The organism is Lentzea sp. NPDC020367 (assembly GCF_044387305.1).
In the GTDB taxonomy this organism is placed as follows: Bacteria; Actinomycetota; Actinomycetes; order Mycobacteriales; family Pseudonocardiaceae; genus Lentzea.
Map to the genome: position 1 here is coordinate 175,510 of NZ_JBIRVV010000003.1, position 18,309 is coordinate 193,818.

Annotated in this window: 11 protein-coding genes; 3 read left to right on the plus strand and 8 right to left on the minus strand. The window is 68.9% G+C overall.

The genetic code is table 11. From position 1 onward, the window contains the following. Position 1: 1 nt before the first annotated feature. Entirely contained in the window at positions 2 to 2,866 is a 2,865-nt protein-coding gene (locus ACH413_RS13130; RefSeq protein ID WP_360041498.1) for an NACHT domain-containing protein, read from the plus strand. Here ACH413_RS13130 and ACH413_RS13135 read toward each other — a convergent pair. Beyond that, a complete protein-coding gene (locus ACH413_RS13135) occupies positions 2,856 to 3,668 on the minus strand; it encodes a DNA/RNA non-specific endonuclease (protein ID WP_360041501.1) in 813 nt (270 codons plus the stop codon). The two genes, ACH413_RS13130 and ACH413_RS13135, sit on opposite strands and share 11 nt — an antisense overlap. Positions 3,669 to 3,752: 84 nt before the next feature. Further along, entirely contained in the window at positions 3,753 to 4,202 is a 450-nt protein-coding gene (locus ACH413_RS13140) for a hypothetical protein (protein ID WP_360041504.1), read from the minus strand. A 165-nt stretch (positions 4,203 to 4,367) separates the two neighbouring features. Between ACH413_RS13140 and ACH413_RS13145 the strand changes: the two genes are divergently transcribed. Beyond that, positions 4,368 to 5,612 (plus strand): CHRD domain-containing protein, encoded by a 1,245-nt coding sequence (locus ACH413_RS13145; protein ID WP_360041507.1) that lies wholly within the window; start codon positions 4,368 to 4,370, stop codon positions 5,610 to 5,612. Positions 5,613 to 5,668: 56 nt separating this feature from the next. On the opposite strand, the gene ACH413_RS13150 is transcribed toward ACH413_RS13145, so the two are convergent. The 3 genes from ACH413_RS13150 to ACH413_RS13160 all read right to left on the minus strand — a co-directional run bounded on the left by ACH413_RS13150 (position 5,669) and on the right by ACH413_RS13160 (position 7,959). Beyond that, on the minus strand, positions 5,669 to 6,997 hold the full coding sequence (locus ACH413_RS13150) for a SulP family inorganic anion transporter (protein ID WP_360041510.1): 1,329 nt from the start codon (positions 6,995 to 6,997) through the stop codon (positions 5,669 to 5,671). A 14-nt stretch (positions 6,998 to 7,011) separates the two neighbouring features. Next, positions 7,012 to 7,485, minus strand: a complete 474-nt coding sequence (locus tag ACH413_RS13155) for a carbonic anhydrase (RefSeq protein WP_360041513.1) — start codon at positions 7,483 to 7,485, stop codon at positions 7,012 to 7,014. Positions 7,486 to 7,641: 156 nt separating this feature from the next. Beyond that, on the minus strand, positions 7,642 to 7,959 hold the full coding sequence (locus tag ACH413_RS13160; RefSeq protein ID WP_360041516.1) for a hypothetical protein: 318 nt from the start codon (positions 7,957 to 7,959) through the stop codon (positions 7,642 to 7,644). A gap of 249 nt (positions 7,960 to 8,208) precedes the next feature. Here ACH413_RS13160 and ACH413_RS13165 point away from each other — a divergent pair, with 249 nt between their 5' ends. Beyond that, positions 8,209 to 10,278, plus strand: a complete 2,070-nt coding sequence (locus ACH413_RS13165) for a toll/interleukin-1 receptor domain-containing protein (RefSeq protein WP_360041518.1) — start codon at positions 8,209 to 8,211, stop codon at positions 10,276 to 10,278. Positions 10,279 to 10,347: 69 nt separating this feature from the next. Here ACH413_RS13165 and ACH413_RS13170 read toward each other — a convergent pair whose 3' ends face one another. The 3 genes from ACH413_RS13170 to dctA all read right to left on the minus strand — a co-directional run bounded on the left by ACH413_RS13170 (position 10,348) and on the right by dctA (position 18,271). Further along, on the minus strand, positions 10,348 to 11,853 hold the full coding sequence (locus ACH413_RS13170; protein WP_360041521.1) for a glutamate synthase subunit beta: 1,506 nt from the start codon (positions 11,851 to 11,853) through the stop codon (positions 10,348 to 10,350). Continuing rightward, on the minus strand, positions 11,846 to 16,369 hold the full coding sequence (gene gltB, locus ACH413_RS13175; protein ID WP_360041524.1) for a glutamate synthase large subunit: 4,524 nt from the start codon (positions 16,367 to 16,369) through the stop codon (positions 11,846 to 11,848). The genes ACH413_RS13170 and gltB overlap by 8 nt, the downstream gene beginning before the upstream one ends. Before the next feature lie 540 nt (positions 16,370 to 16,909). Continuing rightward, complete coding sequence (gene dctA, locus ACH413_RS13180; protein ID WP_360041528.1) at positions 16,910 to 18,271, minus strand: C4-dicarboxylate transporter DctA; 1,362 nt, start codon at positions 18,269 to 18,271, stop codon at positions 16,910 to 16,912. Positions 18,272 to 18,309 lie beyond the last annotated feature (38 nt).

Sequence of the window (18,309 nt, forward strand, 5' to 3'; positions counted from 1 at the left end):
TGTGGCCGATCCGTTTTCCGCCGGACTGCTGATGGTGCTCGAGACCGTGCTGGAGCGCGTGCTGCTCGGTCTCTTCGACGTCGTGCACAAGGGCGCCAAGGACAAGAAGCGCCAGCGCGAGCTGACCAGGCCGGGACCGCTGGTCGAGCGGGTCAGCTCCGAGCTCGCGCGCGGTGAGCTGAGCGCCGTCGAACAGCACGAGTGGCAGGCCGCCGTGGACGCGGTGCGCGAGTCCATCGAGGCCGCGCTGCCGTTGCGGCCGGAGGAAGCGCTGCGGGTGATGCTGACGCCCGAGTCGTTGCGCGCCCACGTGCTGTCCCGGTCGGAGCAGATCCGGCGTGCGGCGGGGCTGTCCGAGCAGGCGACGGCCGTCTACGACGCGTTGCTGCTGCGGGTGTGCGTCGCGGTCGTCGAACTGGTGTGGTCGCAGCCGGAGTACGCGCGCCGGCTCTCGGTGGAGATGTACCGGATGGGCCGGGCGACCGCCGACGCCGTGACACGGCTCGCGGACCAGCAACAACTCGCGCTGACGGCGTCGCACCGGGACTTCGAGGACCGTTACGCCGACCAGGTCGCGCACGCGCTGGGCGGGCTGGAGCTGTTCGGGGTGTCGCGCGGGCGGGCGCCGCGCAGGCAGTCGTTCGACACCTCGTACGTGTCGCTGGCGGTGGCGCGGGTCGGCGACACCGACGAACTGACCGGGGCCGGGCTGCCCGTGGCGGCGGCGCTGGCGGACACGCCTCGGGTGCTGATCCGGGGCGGCGCGGGCGCGGGCAAGACGACGTTCCTGCGCTGGCTCGCGATGAACGCGCTGGGCGAGACGCGGACCTCGGGCGACGAGTGGCTCGGGCTGGTGCCGTTCTTCGTGCCGTTGCGGCAGTACACGTCGCTGCCGAAGCCGGAGGAGTTCATCTCGCCGACGGCCTCGATGATCGAGGAGGAGAAGCCCTCCGGGTGGGTCACCGCGCGGCTCAAGGAGGGGCGCGCGCTCGTCCTGGTCGACGGCGTGGACGAGCTGGTGTGGGAACGGCGGGCCGAGGCCCGGCTGTGGCTGGAGAAGCTGGTCAACGCCTATCCCGACGCCCGCTACGCGATCACGACCCGGCCGGCCGCGGTGCCGGAGGACTGGCTGGAGGACGTCGGCTTCAGCGCGTTCGACCTGTTGCCGTTGAGCGACAAGGGTGTGCGCGACTTCGTGGAGGCCTGGCACACCGCCGCCCGCGACGAGCCGGGGCTGACCCGGGACGCGCGGGTGTGGCTGACCGAGTGCGAGGCACGGCTGGTGACGACGCTCGCGAAGCGGCCGGACCTGCGGCGGCTGGCGTCGAGTCCGTTGCTGGCGGGGCTGTTGTGCGCGTTGCACCAGGACCGGAACATGCACCTGCCCCGCGATCGCCGGTCGCTGTACGAGGCCGCGCTGGACCTGTTGCTGGTGCGGTGGGACGAGGACCGCGGGCTCGCGCTGCCGTCGTTCTCCAAGGAGGAGCAACTCGTTCTGCTGCAACGGTTCGCGTACTCGCTGGTGCGCAACCGCGAGCTGATGGTGCCCCGCGAGGAGGCCGTGCACCGGCTCGGGAACGCGATGCGCGGGCTGCGGTCGCACGACATCGACCCGGACGAGGCGATGCAGCGGCTGCTCGAACGGGCCGGGCTGCTGCGGGAGGTGGCGTCCGAACGCGTGCAGTTCGTGCACCGCACGTTCCGGGACTACCTGGCGGCCAAGGAGGTCGTGGACGCGGGCGACCTGAACCTGTTGGTGGACAGGGCACATCTGGACGAGTGGCACGACGTCGTGGTGATGGCGGTCGCGCACGCCCGGCCGCGCGAACGGGCCCGCGTGCTGATGGACCTGCTGGCGGGCAACGACGACACGCGCAAGGACGAACGCGGGCGGGACAAGCTGCGGCTGCTCGCGCTGGCGTGCCTCGACCAGGCCGACGTGATCGAACCGGAGACCGCGCGGGCCCAGGTGACGGCGGCCGCCGCGGCGCTGATCCCGCCGAAGAGCTTCGCGCACGCCGACGCGTTGTCCGAGGCGGGCTCGTTCGTGGTCGACCTGCTGCCGGGGCCGGAAGCGTCCGACGAGGCCGCGTACATCGTGCGGACGCTGGCCAACATCGGTGGCGAGGCCGCGTGGGAGCGGATCGCGGAGTTCGTGGCCGTCGACCACGCGATGGTCATCGACGAACTGCTGCGGGCGTGGCGGAACACGCCGGACGCGGAGAAGTACGCGAAGTCCGTGCTGTCCAAAGTGGATTTCGGCGACCGGCGGGTGGACGTCCGCGGCTGGCACCGGATCCAGTTCATCATGCACCTGGAGAAGCTGCGGTACGTGCGGTGCATCGGCAACATCAACCCGCTGGACCCGTTGGGCGCCATGCCGTCGCTGCACCGGCTGGAGCTGTGGCAGAACGAGGTGATGCGCGATCTGTCGCCGCTGGCCGGGTCGCGCTCGTTGAAGGAGCTGCACCTGAGCCGCTGCCGTCCGCTCGGGCGGATCGACCTGGCGCCGGTGAGGGACCTGGACGAGCTGCACCTGCACTTCAGCCGGGTCGAGCTGGAGTCGCTGGAGGGTGGCGCTCTGCGGCGCCTGCAGATCCGCGACTCGGCCACCGACGAGGGACTGGACGCGTTGCCCGGCCTGCCCGCGTTGCGCGAGCTGGCGATCGACCACCGCCCGCCCTACCCGCTGGCGGGGCTGGAGCGGTGGCCGACCATCACGACGCTGGAGGTGTTCGGCGTGCCCTCAGCGAACGACCTGCGCGTCCTGCCGGCACTGGAACACCTCGTGGTGCACCAGCCGGAGTCGCTTGCCCGGCTGGACGAGCTGCGTCAGGCGTTGCCAGGGGTGCGCGTCACCAGTTGATGTCGTCGAGGCTGTCCAGCGGCTTGCGCTCGGCCTCGTCGAGCAGCTGGACCGACGCGGTGTCGGCCGCATGCAGCTCAGCCGGAAAGGTGAGGCTCAGCCTCTTCTCCAGCTCGGTCAGCGACACCTGGAACACCCGGAACTCGTCCAGGTCGAGCGCCTCGGCCAGGACGATGTTCTGGGTCAGCAGGAACGCGCTGCAGCGCAGCTCGCCGTCCACCACGAACGCGATCGCCTTGTAGAACTCACGCGGGATCGCGACGCTGCGGAACACCCGGTCGTCGGCGTTGAAGACCGGGCCGCCGTAGACGCTGACCTTGAGGTTGTCGACGTCGACGTCGGCGAGCACCGCGTCCTCGAGCCGGCCCCAGAGCCCTTCCTTGGTGCTCTGGTTGAAGTCGTCCATCTGCGGCGTGATGTTCGTGAAGAAGAACGAGTCCCTGTTCGCCTTCTGCGCCTCGGCCTTCGGGCCCCAGCACAGGTCTGCGCGACGGGCGAGGTGGCCGCGGTCGAGCCGGTTGTCGCGGTAGAGCTCGTCGCCGGTCTGGAACTCGGCCGGGACGCGCGGGTCCTTGACGAACGGGATGTTGGTGCGGCTCAGCGCCTTCATCTCACCGCCGTCGATGTTCCACGCGACCCAGCTCGCGAACTTGCGGGACTTGCTCATCGCGAGCGAGAAGTGCGTGTAGTCGATCGTGGTCGAGCCGTCGAGCTCGACCGCGTCGGCCTCTCCCGAGTCGGTCAGGACCGGGATCCCGGCGGTCGTGCCGAGGAACTTCGCGTCGAAGCCTGCGCTGGTCATGTGTCGCCCCCTACTGGTTCATCTTGAGGGTCGACATCTCCCACAGGGCCGTTAGCCGCATACACCCGAACGGCCCAGTGTTCATCAGCTCTTCCTGACCAGTTTCCCGTCCGCGGCGATCGCGAACCACTCGTCGTCGACGCCCTGGCCGTTCAGGTCGCCGGCGACCTGGTCTCCCACGTAGTAGTAGAGCGGCCACTTTCCGTACACGGCCTGCGAGCTCTCGTCGATCTGCGAGACGAGCTGCACGTCGGCGCCGTCCTTGGCGTCTACTTTGGACTCAGCCGTGAGCGCGGGCCACACGGCGATGCAGTCGGCGTCGCACGCGCTGGACTTGTTCTCGTCCTTGGTGAAGGCGTAGAGCGTCCGTCCCGTTTGGTCGACGAGGATCGGTCCGAGGTCGGACTGCGCGATCTTCACCTCGACCTTCGCCGGGGCCTCCTGCCGCGAACCTTGTTGCGGTGCCTCGTTTCCGCAGGCAGCCAGTCCGGCGAGCAACACCGGCAGCAGCAGAATTCCCATACGTGCGCGCATCTTCGTCTCCTAGCGGGGTGTGTCCTGTTCCGACGTTGACACGTAATGAGACGAGGTCCGGTTCATCGGAAGATTCCTTGAACCGAATCCGATCGACGTCCGTGTTGGTCATGTCGGGTCCGCCAGACCCCCCGACTCCCACAGCGGAGCCTTGGAGCACATCCCATGCCTGTCAACAAAAACGTCGCTGCCGCATGCCTTCTGGGCGCCACGCTCGGACTAGCCGTGGTGACGCCGGCGTCCGCCGCCCAGGACACCGTGACCGTGAAGATTACGAACACGGCCGGCTACGAGGCCAGCCTCTGTGCCGCCGACCAGCTGGAAGGCCGTTGCCTCGACGGCGCCAGGAAGGGCGAGTCGCCCACCTTCACCGTGAAGCCCGGCCGCGGCCAGATCGAGGTCCGCGTGGTCGTGAAGAACGGCGGCTCTGCCTTCGAGTTCTTCACGGCCGACGGCCCCACGCTCAACATCGAAGCGGGCGGTTCCGCCGAGAAGCCGACCGCCACGAAGGCGGGTGCGCAGGACCACGGCGCCGGGCACGGCGGCCACACGACGGCTCCGCCCGCACCCGGCCAGACCGCGCCGCAGACCCCGCCGGTCAAGCCCGCCACCGGCAAGCCCGTGTTCTTCTCCGCCGAGCTGGACGGCCGTCAGGAGGTCCCGACCGCCGGTGGCCCCGCCGTGGGCGACGCGGACGCCTCGGCGAAGGCGCTGGTCGAGGTGCGCGGCGACCGCGTGACGTTCGCGCTGGAGTGGAAGAAGACGGCCCAGCTCACCCTCGGCCACATCCACCAGGGCGCGGCGGGCCAGAACGGCGGGGTGAAGGTCAACCTGTTCACCACCCCGATGCCGGAGACGCTGGGCGCCGCCGCCGGTCAGACCGTGGTCGACGCGAAGCTCGCCGAGGACATCCGGAAGAACCCGGCCGGTTTCTACGTGAACCTGCACAGCACCGAGAAGCCCGGTGGCGCGGTCCGCGGCCAGCTCAAGCCGCTGAGCAAGCAGGTCAACCCGCTCGACATCATCAAGGGCGGCAAGCTCCGCGCGTTCTCCAACGGCCGCAACGAGGTGCCGGTGGCCGACGGCCCGAAGGTCGGCGACCCGGACGGCCAGGCCATCACGTTCGTGCAGCCCACCGCCACCGGTGTCGACTTCTCGCTGGCGTGGGTGAACGTCGACGCGCCGACCCTCGGCCACGTCCACCAGGGCGCGAAGGGCGTGAACGGCGCCGTGAAGATCACGTTCTTCGGCACCGCCGTCCCGAACGGCATCTTCGCGGTCTCGGGCACGGCCACCGCCGACAAGGCCACGCTGGACGCGCTCAAGCAGTCCCCGAAGGACTTCTACTCCAACATCCACACCGCGGCGTTCCCCGGCGGAGCGGTGCGCGGGCAGTTCACCACCCACTAGCCAACTGAATGAGAGAGGCGCCGCGACCGCGACCCCCACGGTCGCGGCGCCTTTCGCTATCTCCCGACGAGGTCGACCGTCTTGCCGGCCCGCCTCGACTCGTCCACCCACTGGTCGATCGCCTGCCCGCAGGCCTGGTCGAGGTGCCGGACCCCGCTCAGGTCCATCCGGACGTGCTCGCGGTCCACGCGGTCCAGTTCGTCGAGCAGCACGGGCAGCTTCAGGAACGTCGCGTTGCCGCGCAACGCCACACCCTCCGCCGTCACGGTCACCTGCAGCCTGGACACGTCCCAGGCCGTCTTGATCACCGCCGCCAGCAGACCGGCCACGGTGCCGGTCAGCAGGTCGGTCGCCACGATGAGACCGGCCGTCAGGACGAAGATGAAGCTCTCGGCCTTGTCGGTGCGCCACGACGCGACCACCTCGCCCAGGCCCAGCAGCTTCCACCCGGCGTGCACCAGCACGGCGGCCAGCACCGCGACCGGGATCAGCGTCAGCAACCCCGGCAGCAGCACCACGAACAGCAGCAGCCACACGCCGTGCAGCACCCTGGACGCCTTGGTGCGGGCCCCGGCGTTGACGTTCGCCGCACTGCGCACGATCACCGCCGTCATGGGCAACGCGCCCAGCAGGCCGCAGATCGTGTTGCCCACGCCCTGCGCGACCAGTTCCTTGTTGTACTGCGTGCGCGGGCCGCTGTGCATGCGGTCGACGGCGGCCGCGCTGAACATCGACTCCGCCGAGGCGACGAGGGCGAACACCACGGCCGTGCCGATGACTCCGGTGTCCAGCAACGAGAAATCAGGCAGATGCACGTCCGTCGAGAGCGTGCCGACCGTGATGCGTTCGACGCCCGACGCGAACACCGCCGCCACCGCGGTGCACACGACCACGCCGACCAGGATGCCCGGCACGACCCGCAGCGGAGTCCGTTGCCACAGCAGCATGATCAGCACGGTGAGCAGGCCCAGTGCCAACGCGACCGGCGAGACGATCAGATGCTTCAGCTGGCCGAAGATCAGCACCAGCCCGATGCCCGCGAGCATGCCCTGCACCACGGAAGGCGAGATCGCGCGGAACCACCGCCCGCACCTGGCTAAGCCCAGCGCCACCTGCAACAACCCGGCGCCGAGCACGATCACGCCCAGCGCCTGAATTCCGTGCCGGCTGACGGCGTCCGCCACCAGCACCGTCAGCCCGGCGGCCGGTCCGCTCACCTGCATCGTGCTGCCCGGCAGCAGGCCGACGACGATGCCGCCGACCACGCCGGTCACGATGCCGAGTTCGGCCGGCGCCCCGGACGCCACCGCCACGCCCACGCACAGCGGCAGCGCCACGAGGAACACGACGACCGACGCGCCGAGATCGGTCCAGTACTTCTTCATCACGTCAGAAACCCCTACAGCGGAAGGAAGGCGTGCTCGGCACACGCGGAGACCTCGCCAGTCTCGATGTCGTAGAACCAGCCGTGCACGCGCAACGAACCCGAAGCGACCTTCTCTGCCACGAACGGGTACGCCAGCAGGGTTTCCAGCTGAGCGCGCACGTGTTCCTGTCCTTCCGTCCGCATCGCCGGATCGGACGACTGGCGCGGCCGTCCGGGACGCAGCCACCCGCGCATCGCGGGCAGGTGGTCGATGCCGCCGCCGGTCAACGCGCCGACCGCACCGCAGTGCGAGTGGCCGCAGACGACGATCTCGCTGACCCCGAGCTGCAGCACGGCGAACTCGATCGTCGCCATCTCACTGGACGGCGCGGTGAGCGAATAGGGCGGGATGACGTTGCCCGCGGTGCGGAGTTCGAACAGCGAACCGGGCTCGGCACCCGTGATCGCGGCCGTCACGATCCGCGAATCGGCACACGTGATGAACATCGTGGTGGGCTGCTGACCAGCGGCGAGCCTGCGACCCAGCGCACGGGAACGCGATGCGGCGTGTGCGCGGGCATGCTGAACAAAGCGATGGAAGTCCATGGGAGTCCCTCACTGCTAAGGAAAAGTGTTTCGGTTGGATCGGGCAGCGGGGACCGATCAGTTTCGGAACACCTGCAGCGCAGGGGGTGTGCGCCAGACCAGTATCGGTTCGGCGTCGGAGATGAGCGTGAGAACACCGGGAACGCCGCGCGGCGTGAACACCGTGAAGAACGACGGAGCGGCCACGCTGGACGTGCGGTCGACGGACGTGACCAGCAGACGCAGGCGGCTCGTCTCGCGCTCCTCGCGCGGAGCTTCTTCCTTGGGGACAGAGGTCTTCGACTTCGGCGGCGGCGCGCCGATCGACACAGTGGACACGGCCGGGGTCAGCACGGCGCACAGGGCGACGATGACAGCGAGAAGAACGCTGCGCATGCTCACACCCCCAACCGAGTTGATCTACGACTATCAGTTTCGCCCAAAGTGGACAAGTTCCGCGATATACGAGACTGACTTTGCTCACAACACACACAAGTTTCACCCGAAAGGGCTTCTGATTTCACGGAAACGTACGTATGCGGAGAGTGGTCCTGCCACGTTGTAGATCCGCCAATCAGTGGACGACCGGCCGCCGATCCCTGTCAGCTCTGCACAATCGGTGACCGAATGGCAAAGGAGACGGTCGTGGCGAGGGTGTTCATCAGCCACGCGACGCAGAACGTGGCGATCGCGACACACATCCGCAACTGGCTCGAAGGTGATCACGAGATCTTCCTGGAAGTTCATCCTGAGGACGGGATCCAGGTCGGCGAGGCGTGGCGCGAACGTTTGCACCACGAGCTGCGGATCGCGGACGCCGTCGTGTGCGTCGTCAGCCAGGCGTCGGTCACGTCGAGCTGGTGCAACGCCGAGATCGCCATCGCGGACGCGCTGGGCACCCTCCTGCTGCCCGTACAGCTCGACGGCGTCATCCACCCGTTGATCGGGCACCTCAACCACATCCCGCACACCACCGCGCGCCGGCACCTGGAGAAGGCGCTGCGGCGGTTCGACACCGACGGCCGCAAGCTCCCGAAGGACCAGGAACCGTTCCCCGGCCTGGACGCGTTCAGCACGGCGCTCAGCGCGGTGTTCTTCGGCCGGGACGCGGAAACCCGCGCGCTGGCCCGCAAAGTGCGCCGCGGGCCCGGTCTGCTCGCCGTCGTCGGCCCGTCCGGCTGCGGCAAGTCGTCGTTGGTCAGGGCCGGTCTGCTGGCCCAGCTCGCGGACGACCCGCGCTGGCTCGTCATGCCGCCGTGGCTGCCGGGCAACGACCCGCTCGACGCGCTCGCCCGCGCGGTGCGCAAGACGGCCGGCCGCGTCGGGCTCGGCTGGACGTTGCGGGAGACCAGAGATCGACTCGCCCTCGACGGGCTGCGCGGCGTCGCCCAGGAGCTCGTGGACGAGGACCGCAGACTCCTGATCACCATCGACCAGGCGGAGGAGCTCTTCACCCGTGCCGGTGAGAAGGACCGCCAGCTCGTCGCGAGCCTGCTCAAGGACGCGCTCGCGGACAACGTGCGGGTGGTCGCGACGCTGCGGTCGGAGTTCCTGGACGACCTGCGGACGTTGCCCGAACTGAGCGGCGTCCACCTCGGCAGCTACGTGCTGGCGCCGCTCGCGCGCGAGGTGCTCAACATCGTCATCACCGGCCCTGCCCGCGTGGCCGGGCTGAAGGTGCACCCGGAGCTCGTCGCGCTGCTGGTCGAGGACACGGCGAGCGGCGAAGCCCTGCCGTTGCTCGCGTTCACGTTGCAGCACCTGGCGATGGGCGTGCCCAGGGGCGGCACGCTCTCCAGCGAGCTGTACGAGCACTTAGGCGGCGTGCACGGCGCACTCGCCCGCCACGCCGACGACGTGCTCGACCGCGCCGTCGCGGAAACCGGGATGAGCAAGGAAGAACTGCTCGCCCGGCTCGCGACCCTGGCCACGCTCGACCACACGGGCAGGCCGACCCGCAAGCGCGTCAACATGTCCCAGTTGGACGCGCACGCCCGTGCCGCGCTGGAGGTGTTCGTCCGGCACCGTCTTCTCACCGCGAGCGGCGACAAGCAGGGCCGCTGGATCGGTGTGGCGCACGAGGCGTTGTTCACGGAGTGGCGGCCGTTGCGCAGCGCCATCGAGGAACGGCAGATCGGCCTGCGCGCGGCCCAGTCCGTCGAGCTGGACGCCTCGCAGTGGATCGAGGGCGACCGCGCGGACCACCTGCTGCTCAACGAGGACACGTTCGCCGCCATCGCGCCGCTGGTGGCGAACGACGACCTCTCCCCCGACGCCCGCCGGTTCCTGGCCGTGAGCCACGACCGGATCCACGCGCTGCGAGGGCAACGCCGGCGCGATCGCAGGCGCACGACCAGCTGGCTGGCGGTGTTCCTGGTGGCCGCGATCGGCGCGGCGGGGCTGGCGGCGTTCCAGTGGCACAACGCCAGCGTGGACCGGGACAGGGCGACAGCACGCGCGCTCGTGGTACAGGCCCAGGTAGCGCGAACGTCATCGCCACGACTGGCGCTGCGTCTCGGCCTGACCGCGCACGCACTGGCGCCCAGCCAGGACACGAAAGCCGAACTGACCACCACGCTGCTCGACTCGTTCGGCGTGCCCGGCAACCTGTTCGCCCAGGCCTGCGAGGTCGCGGCAGGGGGCCTCAGCCCGCTCGAATGGCAGCGGTACCTACCGGAACTGGACTACCGCGACACCTGCGCCCAGGCGGCATAGGCGAACGCCCCGGCCGACGTCGTTGTCGGCCGGGGCGTCATGCTGCTCTCCGCTGGTCGGACGCCGTTGTCAGACCACAGCGAGCGGAAGCTGGTTCGGGATGACCGGCGAGGGCAGGTTCGAGGAACCCGTGAGGAACTTGTCCACGGCGTTCGCCACGGACCGCCCCTCGGCGATCGCCCACACCACGAGGGAGGCGCCGCGATGCGCGTCCCCGCAGACGAACACGCCGGGCGCGGCCGTCTGCCAGTCGGAGCCGCACGAGATCGTGCCGCGCGCCGACAGGGAGATGCCCAGGTCGTCCAGCAGACGCATGTGCTCGACGCCCTCGAAGCCGATCGCCAGCAGCACCATGTCCGCGGGCAGGACCTCGATCTCGTCGGTCAGCGGCACCACGGAACGGCGGCCGGACGAGTCCTTCTCGACGCGCACCTGCTGCAGTTCGATGAAGCGCACGTGGCCTTCGTCGTCGCCCACGAAACGCTTGACGGCCACGGTGAAGCGGCGTTCGCCGGCCTCCTCGTGCGCGGGGTACGTGCGCAGGATGTGCGGCCACACCGGCCACGGCGAACGGTCGTCGTCGCGGACGGACGGCGGCATCGGGTACTGGTCGAGCTGCGTCACGGACAGCGCGCCCTGGCGGGTCGCGGTGCCGTAGCAGTCGGCACCCGTGTCGCCACCGCCGATGACGATGACGTGCTTGCCCTCGGCCGAGATCGCGGACGGGCCGTCGCCTTCGACAGCGCGGTTCGCGGGCACCAGGTGATCCATCGCGAGGTGCACGCCCTTGAGCTCACGCCCAGGGGTCGTCTTGTCGTCACGGCCCCGCAACGCACCCACGGCGAGCACGACCGAGTCGAACTCGGCACGCAGCTCCTCGACGGTGATGTCGACGCCGACCTCGCAGCCGGTCACGAACTTCGTGCCCTCGCGGCGAAGCTGCGACAGCCTGCGGTCGAGGACCTTCTTCTCCATCTTGAACTCGGGGATGCCGTACCGCAGCAGGCCACCGAGCCGGTCGTCCCGTTCGTACACAACAACTTCGTGGCCCGCGCGGGTCAGCTGCTGCGCGGCGGCGAGCCCGGCCGGACCGGAGCCGACGATCGCGACGCGCTTGCCGGAGGACACCGTCGCCTGGGCCGGCTGCACGTAGCCGTTCTCCCACGACACGTCCGCGATGGTCTCCTCGACCCGCTTGATCGCGACGGCACCGCCGGCGTCGTGCGAGATCGACAGCACGCAGGCGGCCTCACACGGCGCCGGGCACAACCGGCCCGTGAACTCCGGGAAGTTGTTGGTGGCGTGCAGGCGGTCCGAGGCGAGCTCCCAGTCGCCGCGGCGCACCAGGTCGTTCCACTCGGGGATCAGGTTCCCGAGTGGACAGCCCGCGGTTCCGCTGTGGCAGAAGGGAATGCCGCAGTCCATGCACCGCGTGGCCTGCGTGCGCACGGCCTTGTTGCGATCGACGGGGTCCTCGTGGAGGTAGACCTCGTTCCAGTCCTGCAACCGTTCCGGCTTCGCGCGCTTGGGCGCGTCGGAGCGGGTGTGCTTCATAAAACCCTGTGGATCAGCCACGAGACGCCTCCATGACAGCCGCGTCAACGTCCCGGCCCTCGGCGCGCGCGAGACGCATCGCGTCCATCACTCGCTGGAAGTCGCCGGGCATGACCTTCGTGAACGCACCGGCCCGACGGGTCCAGTCACCGAGCAACGACGCGGCGACGGCGGAACCCGTCGCCAGGTGGTGCTTGGTGACGGCGTCCTTGAGCCAACGCAGGTCCTCGGCGCTGAGGCGCTGCAGATTCACCATCTCCTGGTTCACCGACAGGGGATCCAGGTCGAGCACGTACGCGATACCGCCGGACATGCCGGCCGCGACGTTGCGCCCGGTCGGCCCGAGCACCACTGCCCGGCCACCGGTCATGTACTCGAACGCGTGGTCGCCCACGCCCTCCGCCACCAGCAGCGCACCGGAGTTGCGGACGCAGAAGCGTTCGCCGACGCGGCCGCGCAGGAAGATCTCACCGGACGTGGCGCCGTAGCCGATCACGTTGCCCGCGATCACCTGGTCCTCGGCGCGGAACGGCGCGTCCTCGAACGGCCGGACGATGATCCGCCCGCCGGACAGGCCCTTGCCGACGTAGTCGTTCGCGTCGCCGACCATCTCGAGCGTGATGCCGCGCGGCAGGAACGCGCCGAGCGACTGGCCGGCCGACCCGGTCAGCCTGACCTGGATCGTGTCGTCCTCGAGACCCTCGCCGCCGAAGCGACGGGTGACCTCGGCGCCGAGCAGCGTGCCGACGGTGCGGTTGACGTTGCGGACGGGCAGCTCCAGCTTGACCTGGTGCGCGTCCTCCAGCGCCGCCTCCGCGAGCTGGATCAGCGTGCGGTCCAGGGCCTTGTCGAGGCCGTGGTCCTGGTCGCGGATCTTGCGCTTCGCCGTCGGGTACGGGGTCTCCGGCACCTCGAAGACCGGGTCCAGGTTCAGGCCCGCGGTCTTCCAGTGCTCGATCGCCTCGTCCTTGTCGAGCAGCTCCGCGTGACCGACGGCCTCGTCGATCGTGCGGAAACCGAGCTCGGCCAGGATCTCGCGGGCCTCCTGCGCGATGAACTCGAAGAAGTTCACGACGTGGTCGGCCTGACCGGTGTAGCGGGCCCGCAGGTCCGGGTTCTGCGTGGCGACGCCGACCGGGCACGTGTCCAGGTGGCAGACGCGCATCATCACGCAGCCCGCGACGATCAGCGGCGCGGTGGCGAAGCCGAACTCCTCCGCGCCCAGCAACGCGGCCACGACGACGTCCCTGCCGGTGCGCAGCGCGCCGTCGACCTGGACGGTGATGCGGTCGCGCAACCCGTTGAGCAGCAACGTCTGCTGGGTCTCGGCGAGGCCGATCTCCCACGGCGTGCCGGCGTGCTTGAGCGAGTTCATCGGCGAGGCACCGGTGCCGCCGTCGTAGCCGGAGATCAGCACGACGTCCGCGTGGGCCTTGGCCACACCGGCCGCGACCGTGCCCACACCGATCGACGAGACGAGCTTCACGTGAACCCGTGCCTGCTCGTTCGCGTTTTTAAGATCGTGGATGAGTTGCGCCAGATCCTCGATCGAGTAGATGTCGTGGTGCGGCGGCGGCGAGATGAGACCGACACCCGGCGTGGAGTGCCGGGTGCGCGCGATCCACGGGTAGACCTTGAAGCCGGGCAGCTGGCCGCCCTCGCCGGGCTTCGCGCCCTGCGCCATCTTGATCTGGATGTCCGTGGAGTTCACGAGGTACTCGCTCGTGACGCCGAACCGTCCACTCGCGACCTGCTTGACCGCGGAACGCCGCTCCGGGTCGTACAGGCGCTCGCGGTCCTCGCCGCCCTCGCCGCTGTTCGACCGGCCGCCGAGGCGGTTCATCGCGATGGCAAGGGTTTCGTGCGCCTCGGCCGAGATCGAGCCGTAGGACATGGCGCCGGTGTTGAAGCGCTTGACGATCGAGCTGACGGGCTCGACCTCGTCGATCGGGATCGGCGTGCGACCTTCGCCCCGGAACTTGAACAGCCCGCGCAACGTGCCGCCCTGCCGGGAGATGCGCTCGACCTCCGCCGTGTACTGGCGGAAGACGTCCTCCTTGCGCGTCTTCGTGGCGTGCTGCAGCAGGAACACCGTCTCCGGCGTGAACAGGTGCAGCTCGCCCTCGCGGCGGTAGGAGTACTCGCCACCGACTTCGAGCCTGCGGTGCGCGCGGTCGGTCGGGTTGTCCGGGTACGCGCGGCGGTGCCGCACCGCCACCTCCTCGGCGAGCACGTCCAGCGCGACGCCGCCGAGCTTGGACTGCGTGCCGGTGAAGTACTCGTCCAGCAGGTCGTTCGACAGGCCGACCGCCTCGAAGATCTGCGCCGCGGTGTAGGCACCGACGGTCGAGATGCCCATCTTCGACATGATCTTCAGGACGCCCTTGACCAGCGCCTTGACGTAGTTGCGCACGGCCTTGTGCGCGCGGACGCCGGAGATGGCGCCCTGGCTGATCAGGTCCTCGATCGTCTCGAACGCGAGGTACGGGTTCACCGCGGCGGCGCCGTAGCTCAGCAGGGCGGCGACGTGGTGGACCTCGCGGCAGTCACCGGACTCGACGACCAGCGCGACCCGCAGGCGTTCCTTGGTGCGCACCAGGTGGTGGTGCACCGAGGAGACCAGCAGCAGCGACGGGATCGGCGCCATGCGGTGGTCCGAGTCGCGGTCCGACAGCACCAGCGTGCGAGCACCGTTCGCGATGGCCTCCGACGCCTCGCGACGCACGCGCTCGATCGCGGCGGTCAGCGCCTCGCCGCCACCGTCCACCTCGTACAGTCCGGACAGGACGGTGCAGGCGAAGCCCGGCAGGTCGCCGTCGTCGTTGATGTGGATGAGCTTGGCGAGCTCGTCGTTGTCGATCACCGGGTAGTCGAGCGTCACGTGGCGGCACGAGACAGGGCTGGGTTCGAGCAGGTTCTGCTCGGGGCCCATCACGCGCTTGACGGACGTGACGATCTCTTCGCGGATCGCGTCCAGCGGCGGGTTCGTGACCTGCGCGAAGTTCTGCACGAAGTAGTCGTAGAGCAGCCGGGAACGCTGGCTGAGCGCGGCGACCGGGGTGTCGGTGCCCATCGAGGCCAGCGGTTCCATGCCCATGATCGACATGGGCGTGAGCAGGATCCGCAGCTCCTCCTCGGTGTAGCCGAAGGTGAGCTGGCGGCGCACGACGGACTCGTGGCTCTGCGTCACGTGCTCGCGGTCCGACAGGTCGGCGAGGTCGAGCAGGCCGGCGTGCAGCCACTCGTCGTAGGGCGACTCCGAGGCCAGCGACGACTTGAACTCGTCGTCGTCGATGATGCGGCCCTGCGTGGTGTCCACGAGGAACATGCGGCCGGGCTGCAGCCGCCCCTTCGCGACCACCTGGTCGGACGGCACGTCGAGCACACCGGTCTCGGATGCCAGAACGACGCGACCGTCGGCGGTCTGCCACCAGCGGGCGGGGCGCAGGCCGTTGCGGTCGAGGACCGCGCCGACCAGCTCACCGTCGGTGAAGGTGACGCAGGCCGGACCGTCCCACGGCTCCATGAGGCTCGCGTGGAACTGGTAGAAGGCGCGGCGCTTCGGGTCCATCGTGGCGTGGTTCTCCCACGCCTCCGGGATCATCATCAGCACCGCGTGCGGAAGGCTGCGGCCGCCGAGGTGCAGCAGCTCCAGCACCTCGTCGAACGACGCCGAGTCCGAGCCGTCCGGGTTGCAGATCGGGAACAGCCTGGCGAGGTCGCCTGGGATGAGTTCGCTGTCCAGCAACGCCTCGCGGGCACGCATGCGGTTGCGGTTGCCGCGGACGGTGTTGATCTCACCGTTGTGCGCGACGAACCGGAACGGGTGCGCGAGCGGCCACGACGGGAAGGTGTTCGTGGAGAAACGACTGTGCACCAACGCGATCGCCGAGTAGAGGCGCTCGTCGTGCAGGTCGGGGAAGAACGCCGGCAGCTGCTCGGTCGTCAGCATTCCCTTGTAGACGATCGTTCGCGCCGACAGCGAGGGGAAGTAGACGCTGCCCTCGTGCTCGACCCGCTTGCGCAGGCAGAAGGCGAGGCGGTCCAGGGCGATCCCGGCCTCGTCGCGCGTGCCCTTCACGAAGAGCTGCGCGAAGTGCGGCGCCACCGACATCGCGGTCGGGCCGACGTTGGCCTTCTCCGGTTCGGTCGGGACGTCGCGCCAGCCGAGAACGACGAGGCTCTCCTCTTCCGCGATGCGTTCGATCTCCTGCATCGCGGCGACGCGTTCTTCGGATTCAAACGGAAGAAAGGCGATTCCCGCCGCGTACTGGTCGCGCTCGGGAAGGTCGAAATCGACCACAGCACGCAGGAACTCGTCCGGCAGCTGCAGAAGAATGCCAGCACCGTCACCCGAAGTGGGTTCGGCGCCCGCGGCGCCCCGGTGCTCCAGGTTCGCCAGCGCTGTCAAGGCATCGACGACGATGCCGTGGGAACGCCTGCCCTGGATGTCGGCCACCATGGCGACGCCGCACGCGTCGCGCTCATCAGCCGGGTCGTAAAGACCCTGGGGGCCGGGGATGGCGGAGAAGATCACTGCGCAGACCTCCTTCGTCGTCCTCGCTAAAGAACAATGTCCTCGTGCTCAGACCTCGAACCAACAAGGGAGCACGGGACGACGATGGCCCGCGTGTTGACGCGACTTTAACAGCCGCGAAACCCAGGGACACCCGCCAATGGGTGATCTAGGTCATGGATGTGTAACGATTCCCGGCCTGGGAGCGACATTGCAGCCAACGTCGACGCTCGTTACAGCCGGGTAAGCGTAACCGAACGTTCAACATCGGCCAGCCGGATGAGAGTTGCGCGACATTCCCGGTTTGCCACTGGATGAGCTGGGTACCCACGCGTTTTCGCTGGTCGAGCCATTGTCGTCCCAGTTAGCGGACGCTCACTCGAAACCGGCCACAGCCACCGCGCCACTGTCCACCGGGGCAGACCGCGACTGTTGCCTGCCAAACGAGACCGAGGCCCCGTTCACCCCACGCCGCATGCGGGGAGAGCGGGACCTCGGCATACATGGAGGTCTGAGGTCTCGTGACCGGAGGCGAGGAGACGCCTCCGGTCACGGACGTTCTCAGTGAGCCGTGACCGGCTCCTTCTTGTCGTCGCCCTCGGCACCGGTCTGCTGGGCGAGCAGGTCGTCGACGTCGACGCTGTCCGGGTTGTTCAGCACGTGGGTCAGGCGCTCCTTGTCGAGACCCTTCTGCCAGGCGGCGACCACGAGCGACCCGACACCGTTGCCGATGACGTTCGTGATGGCGCGGGCCTCGGACATGAACCGGTCGATGCCGACGATCAGCGCGATGCCGACCGCGGGGATGGCCGAGTGCGCCTCGAAGGCCTGCAGTGAGGCGGCCAGGGTGACGAGGCCGGCGCCGGTGACGCCCGCCGCGCCCTTCGACGCGATCAGCATGAAGGCCAGCAGGCCGATCTGGACGCCGATCGACACGTCATGACCCGTGGCCTGGGCGATGAAGATCGCGCCCATGGTCAGGTAGATGCAGGTGCCGTCGAGGTTGAACGAGTACCCGGTCGGGATGGTGAGGCCGACGACCGACTTCTGCGCGCCCGCCGCCTCCAGCTTGACCATCATGCGCGGCAGCACCGACTCGGACGACGAGGTGCCGAGCACGATCAGGATCTCGTCCTTGATGTAGCGCAGGAACTTCAGCAGGCTGAAGCCCGCGAACCGCGCCACCAGGCCGAGCACCACGATGACGAACAGGATGCAGGTCGCGTAGAACGAGCCCATCAGCCAGAGCAGCTTGCCGAGCACGCTGCCGCCGAACTTGCCGACGGTGTAGGCGATGCCGCCGAAGGCACCGATCGGCGCGACGTACATGACGATCTTGATGATGCCGAACATCACCTTGGAGAGCGTCTCCATCGCGGAGACGACCTTGGCGCCGCGCTCACCCATGCCGGCGACCGCGATGGCCACGAGGATGGCGACCACGAGCACCTGGATCAGCTGGCCGTCGGTGAACGCGCTGACGAACGACTTCGGCACCAGGCTCAGGATGAAGCCGGTGACACCGGTCTCCGTGGTCGAGGCGGACTTGAGCGTCGCGTCGGCCTGGCTCGCGTTGAGCGTGATGTCGCCGCCGTGGTGACCCGGCTGCACGATGTTCACGACGATGAGGCCGATGGCGAGCGCCACCGTGGTCATCGCGGTGAAGTAGAGGATCGTCTTGAGCGCGAGCCCGCCCGCCTTGGCGAGGTTTCCGAGGCCCGCGATGCCGACGATGATCGTCGCGAAGATGGTCGGCGCGATGACGACCTTCACGAGGTTCACGAACAGGTCGGCGAGCCACTTCATCTCGGACGCCTGTTTGGGGAACAGGAAGCCGACGGCAGCGCCCAGAACGATGGAGACCAGCACCCAGAAGTAGAGGTGCTTGTAGATCGGTTTGCGCCCTGTGGTCGTGGTGGCCACTGTTCCTCCTTGAACTACGTGTTGGGAGAGAGAGTGAG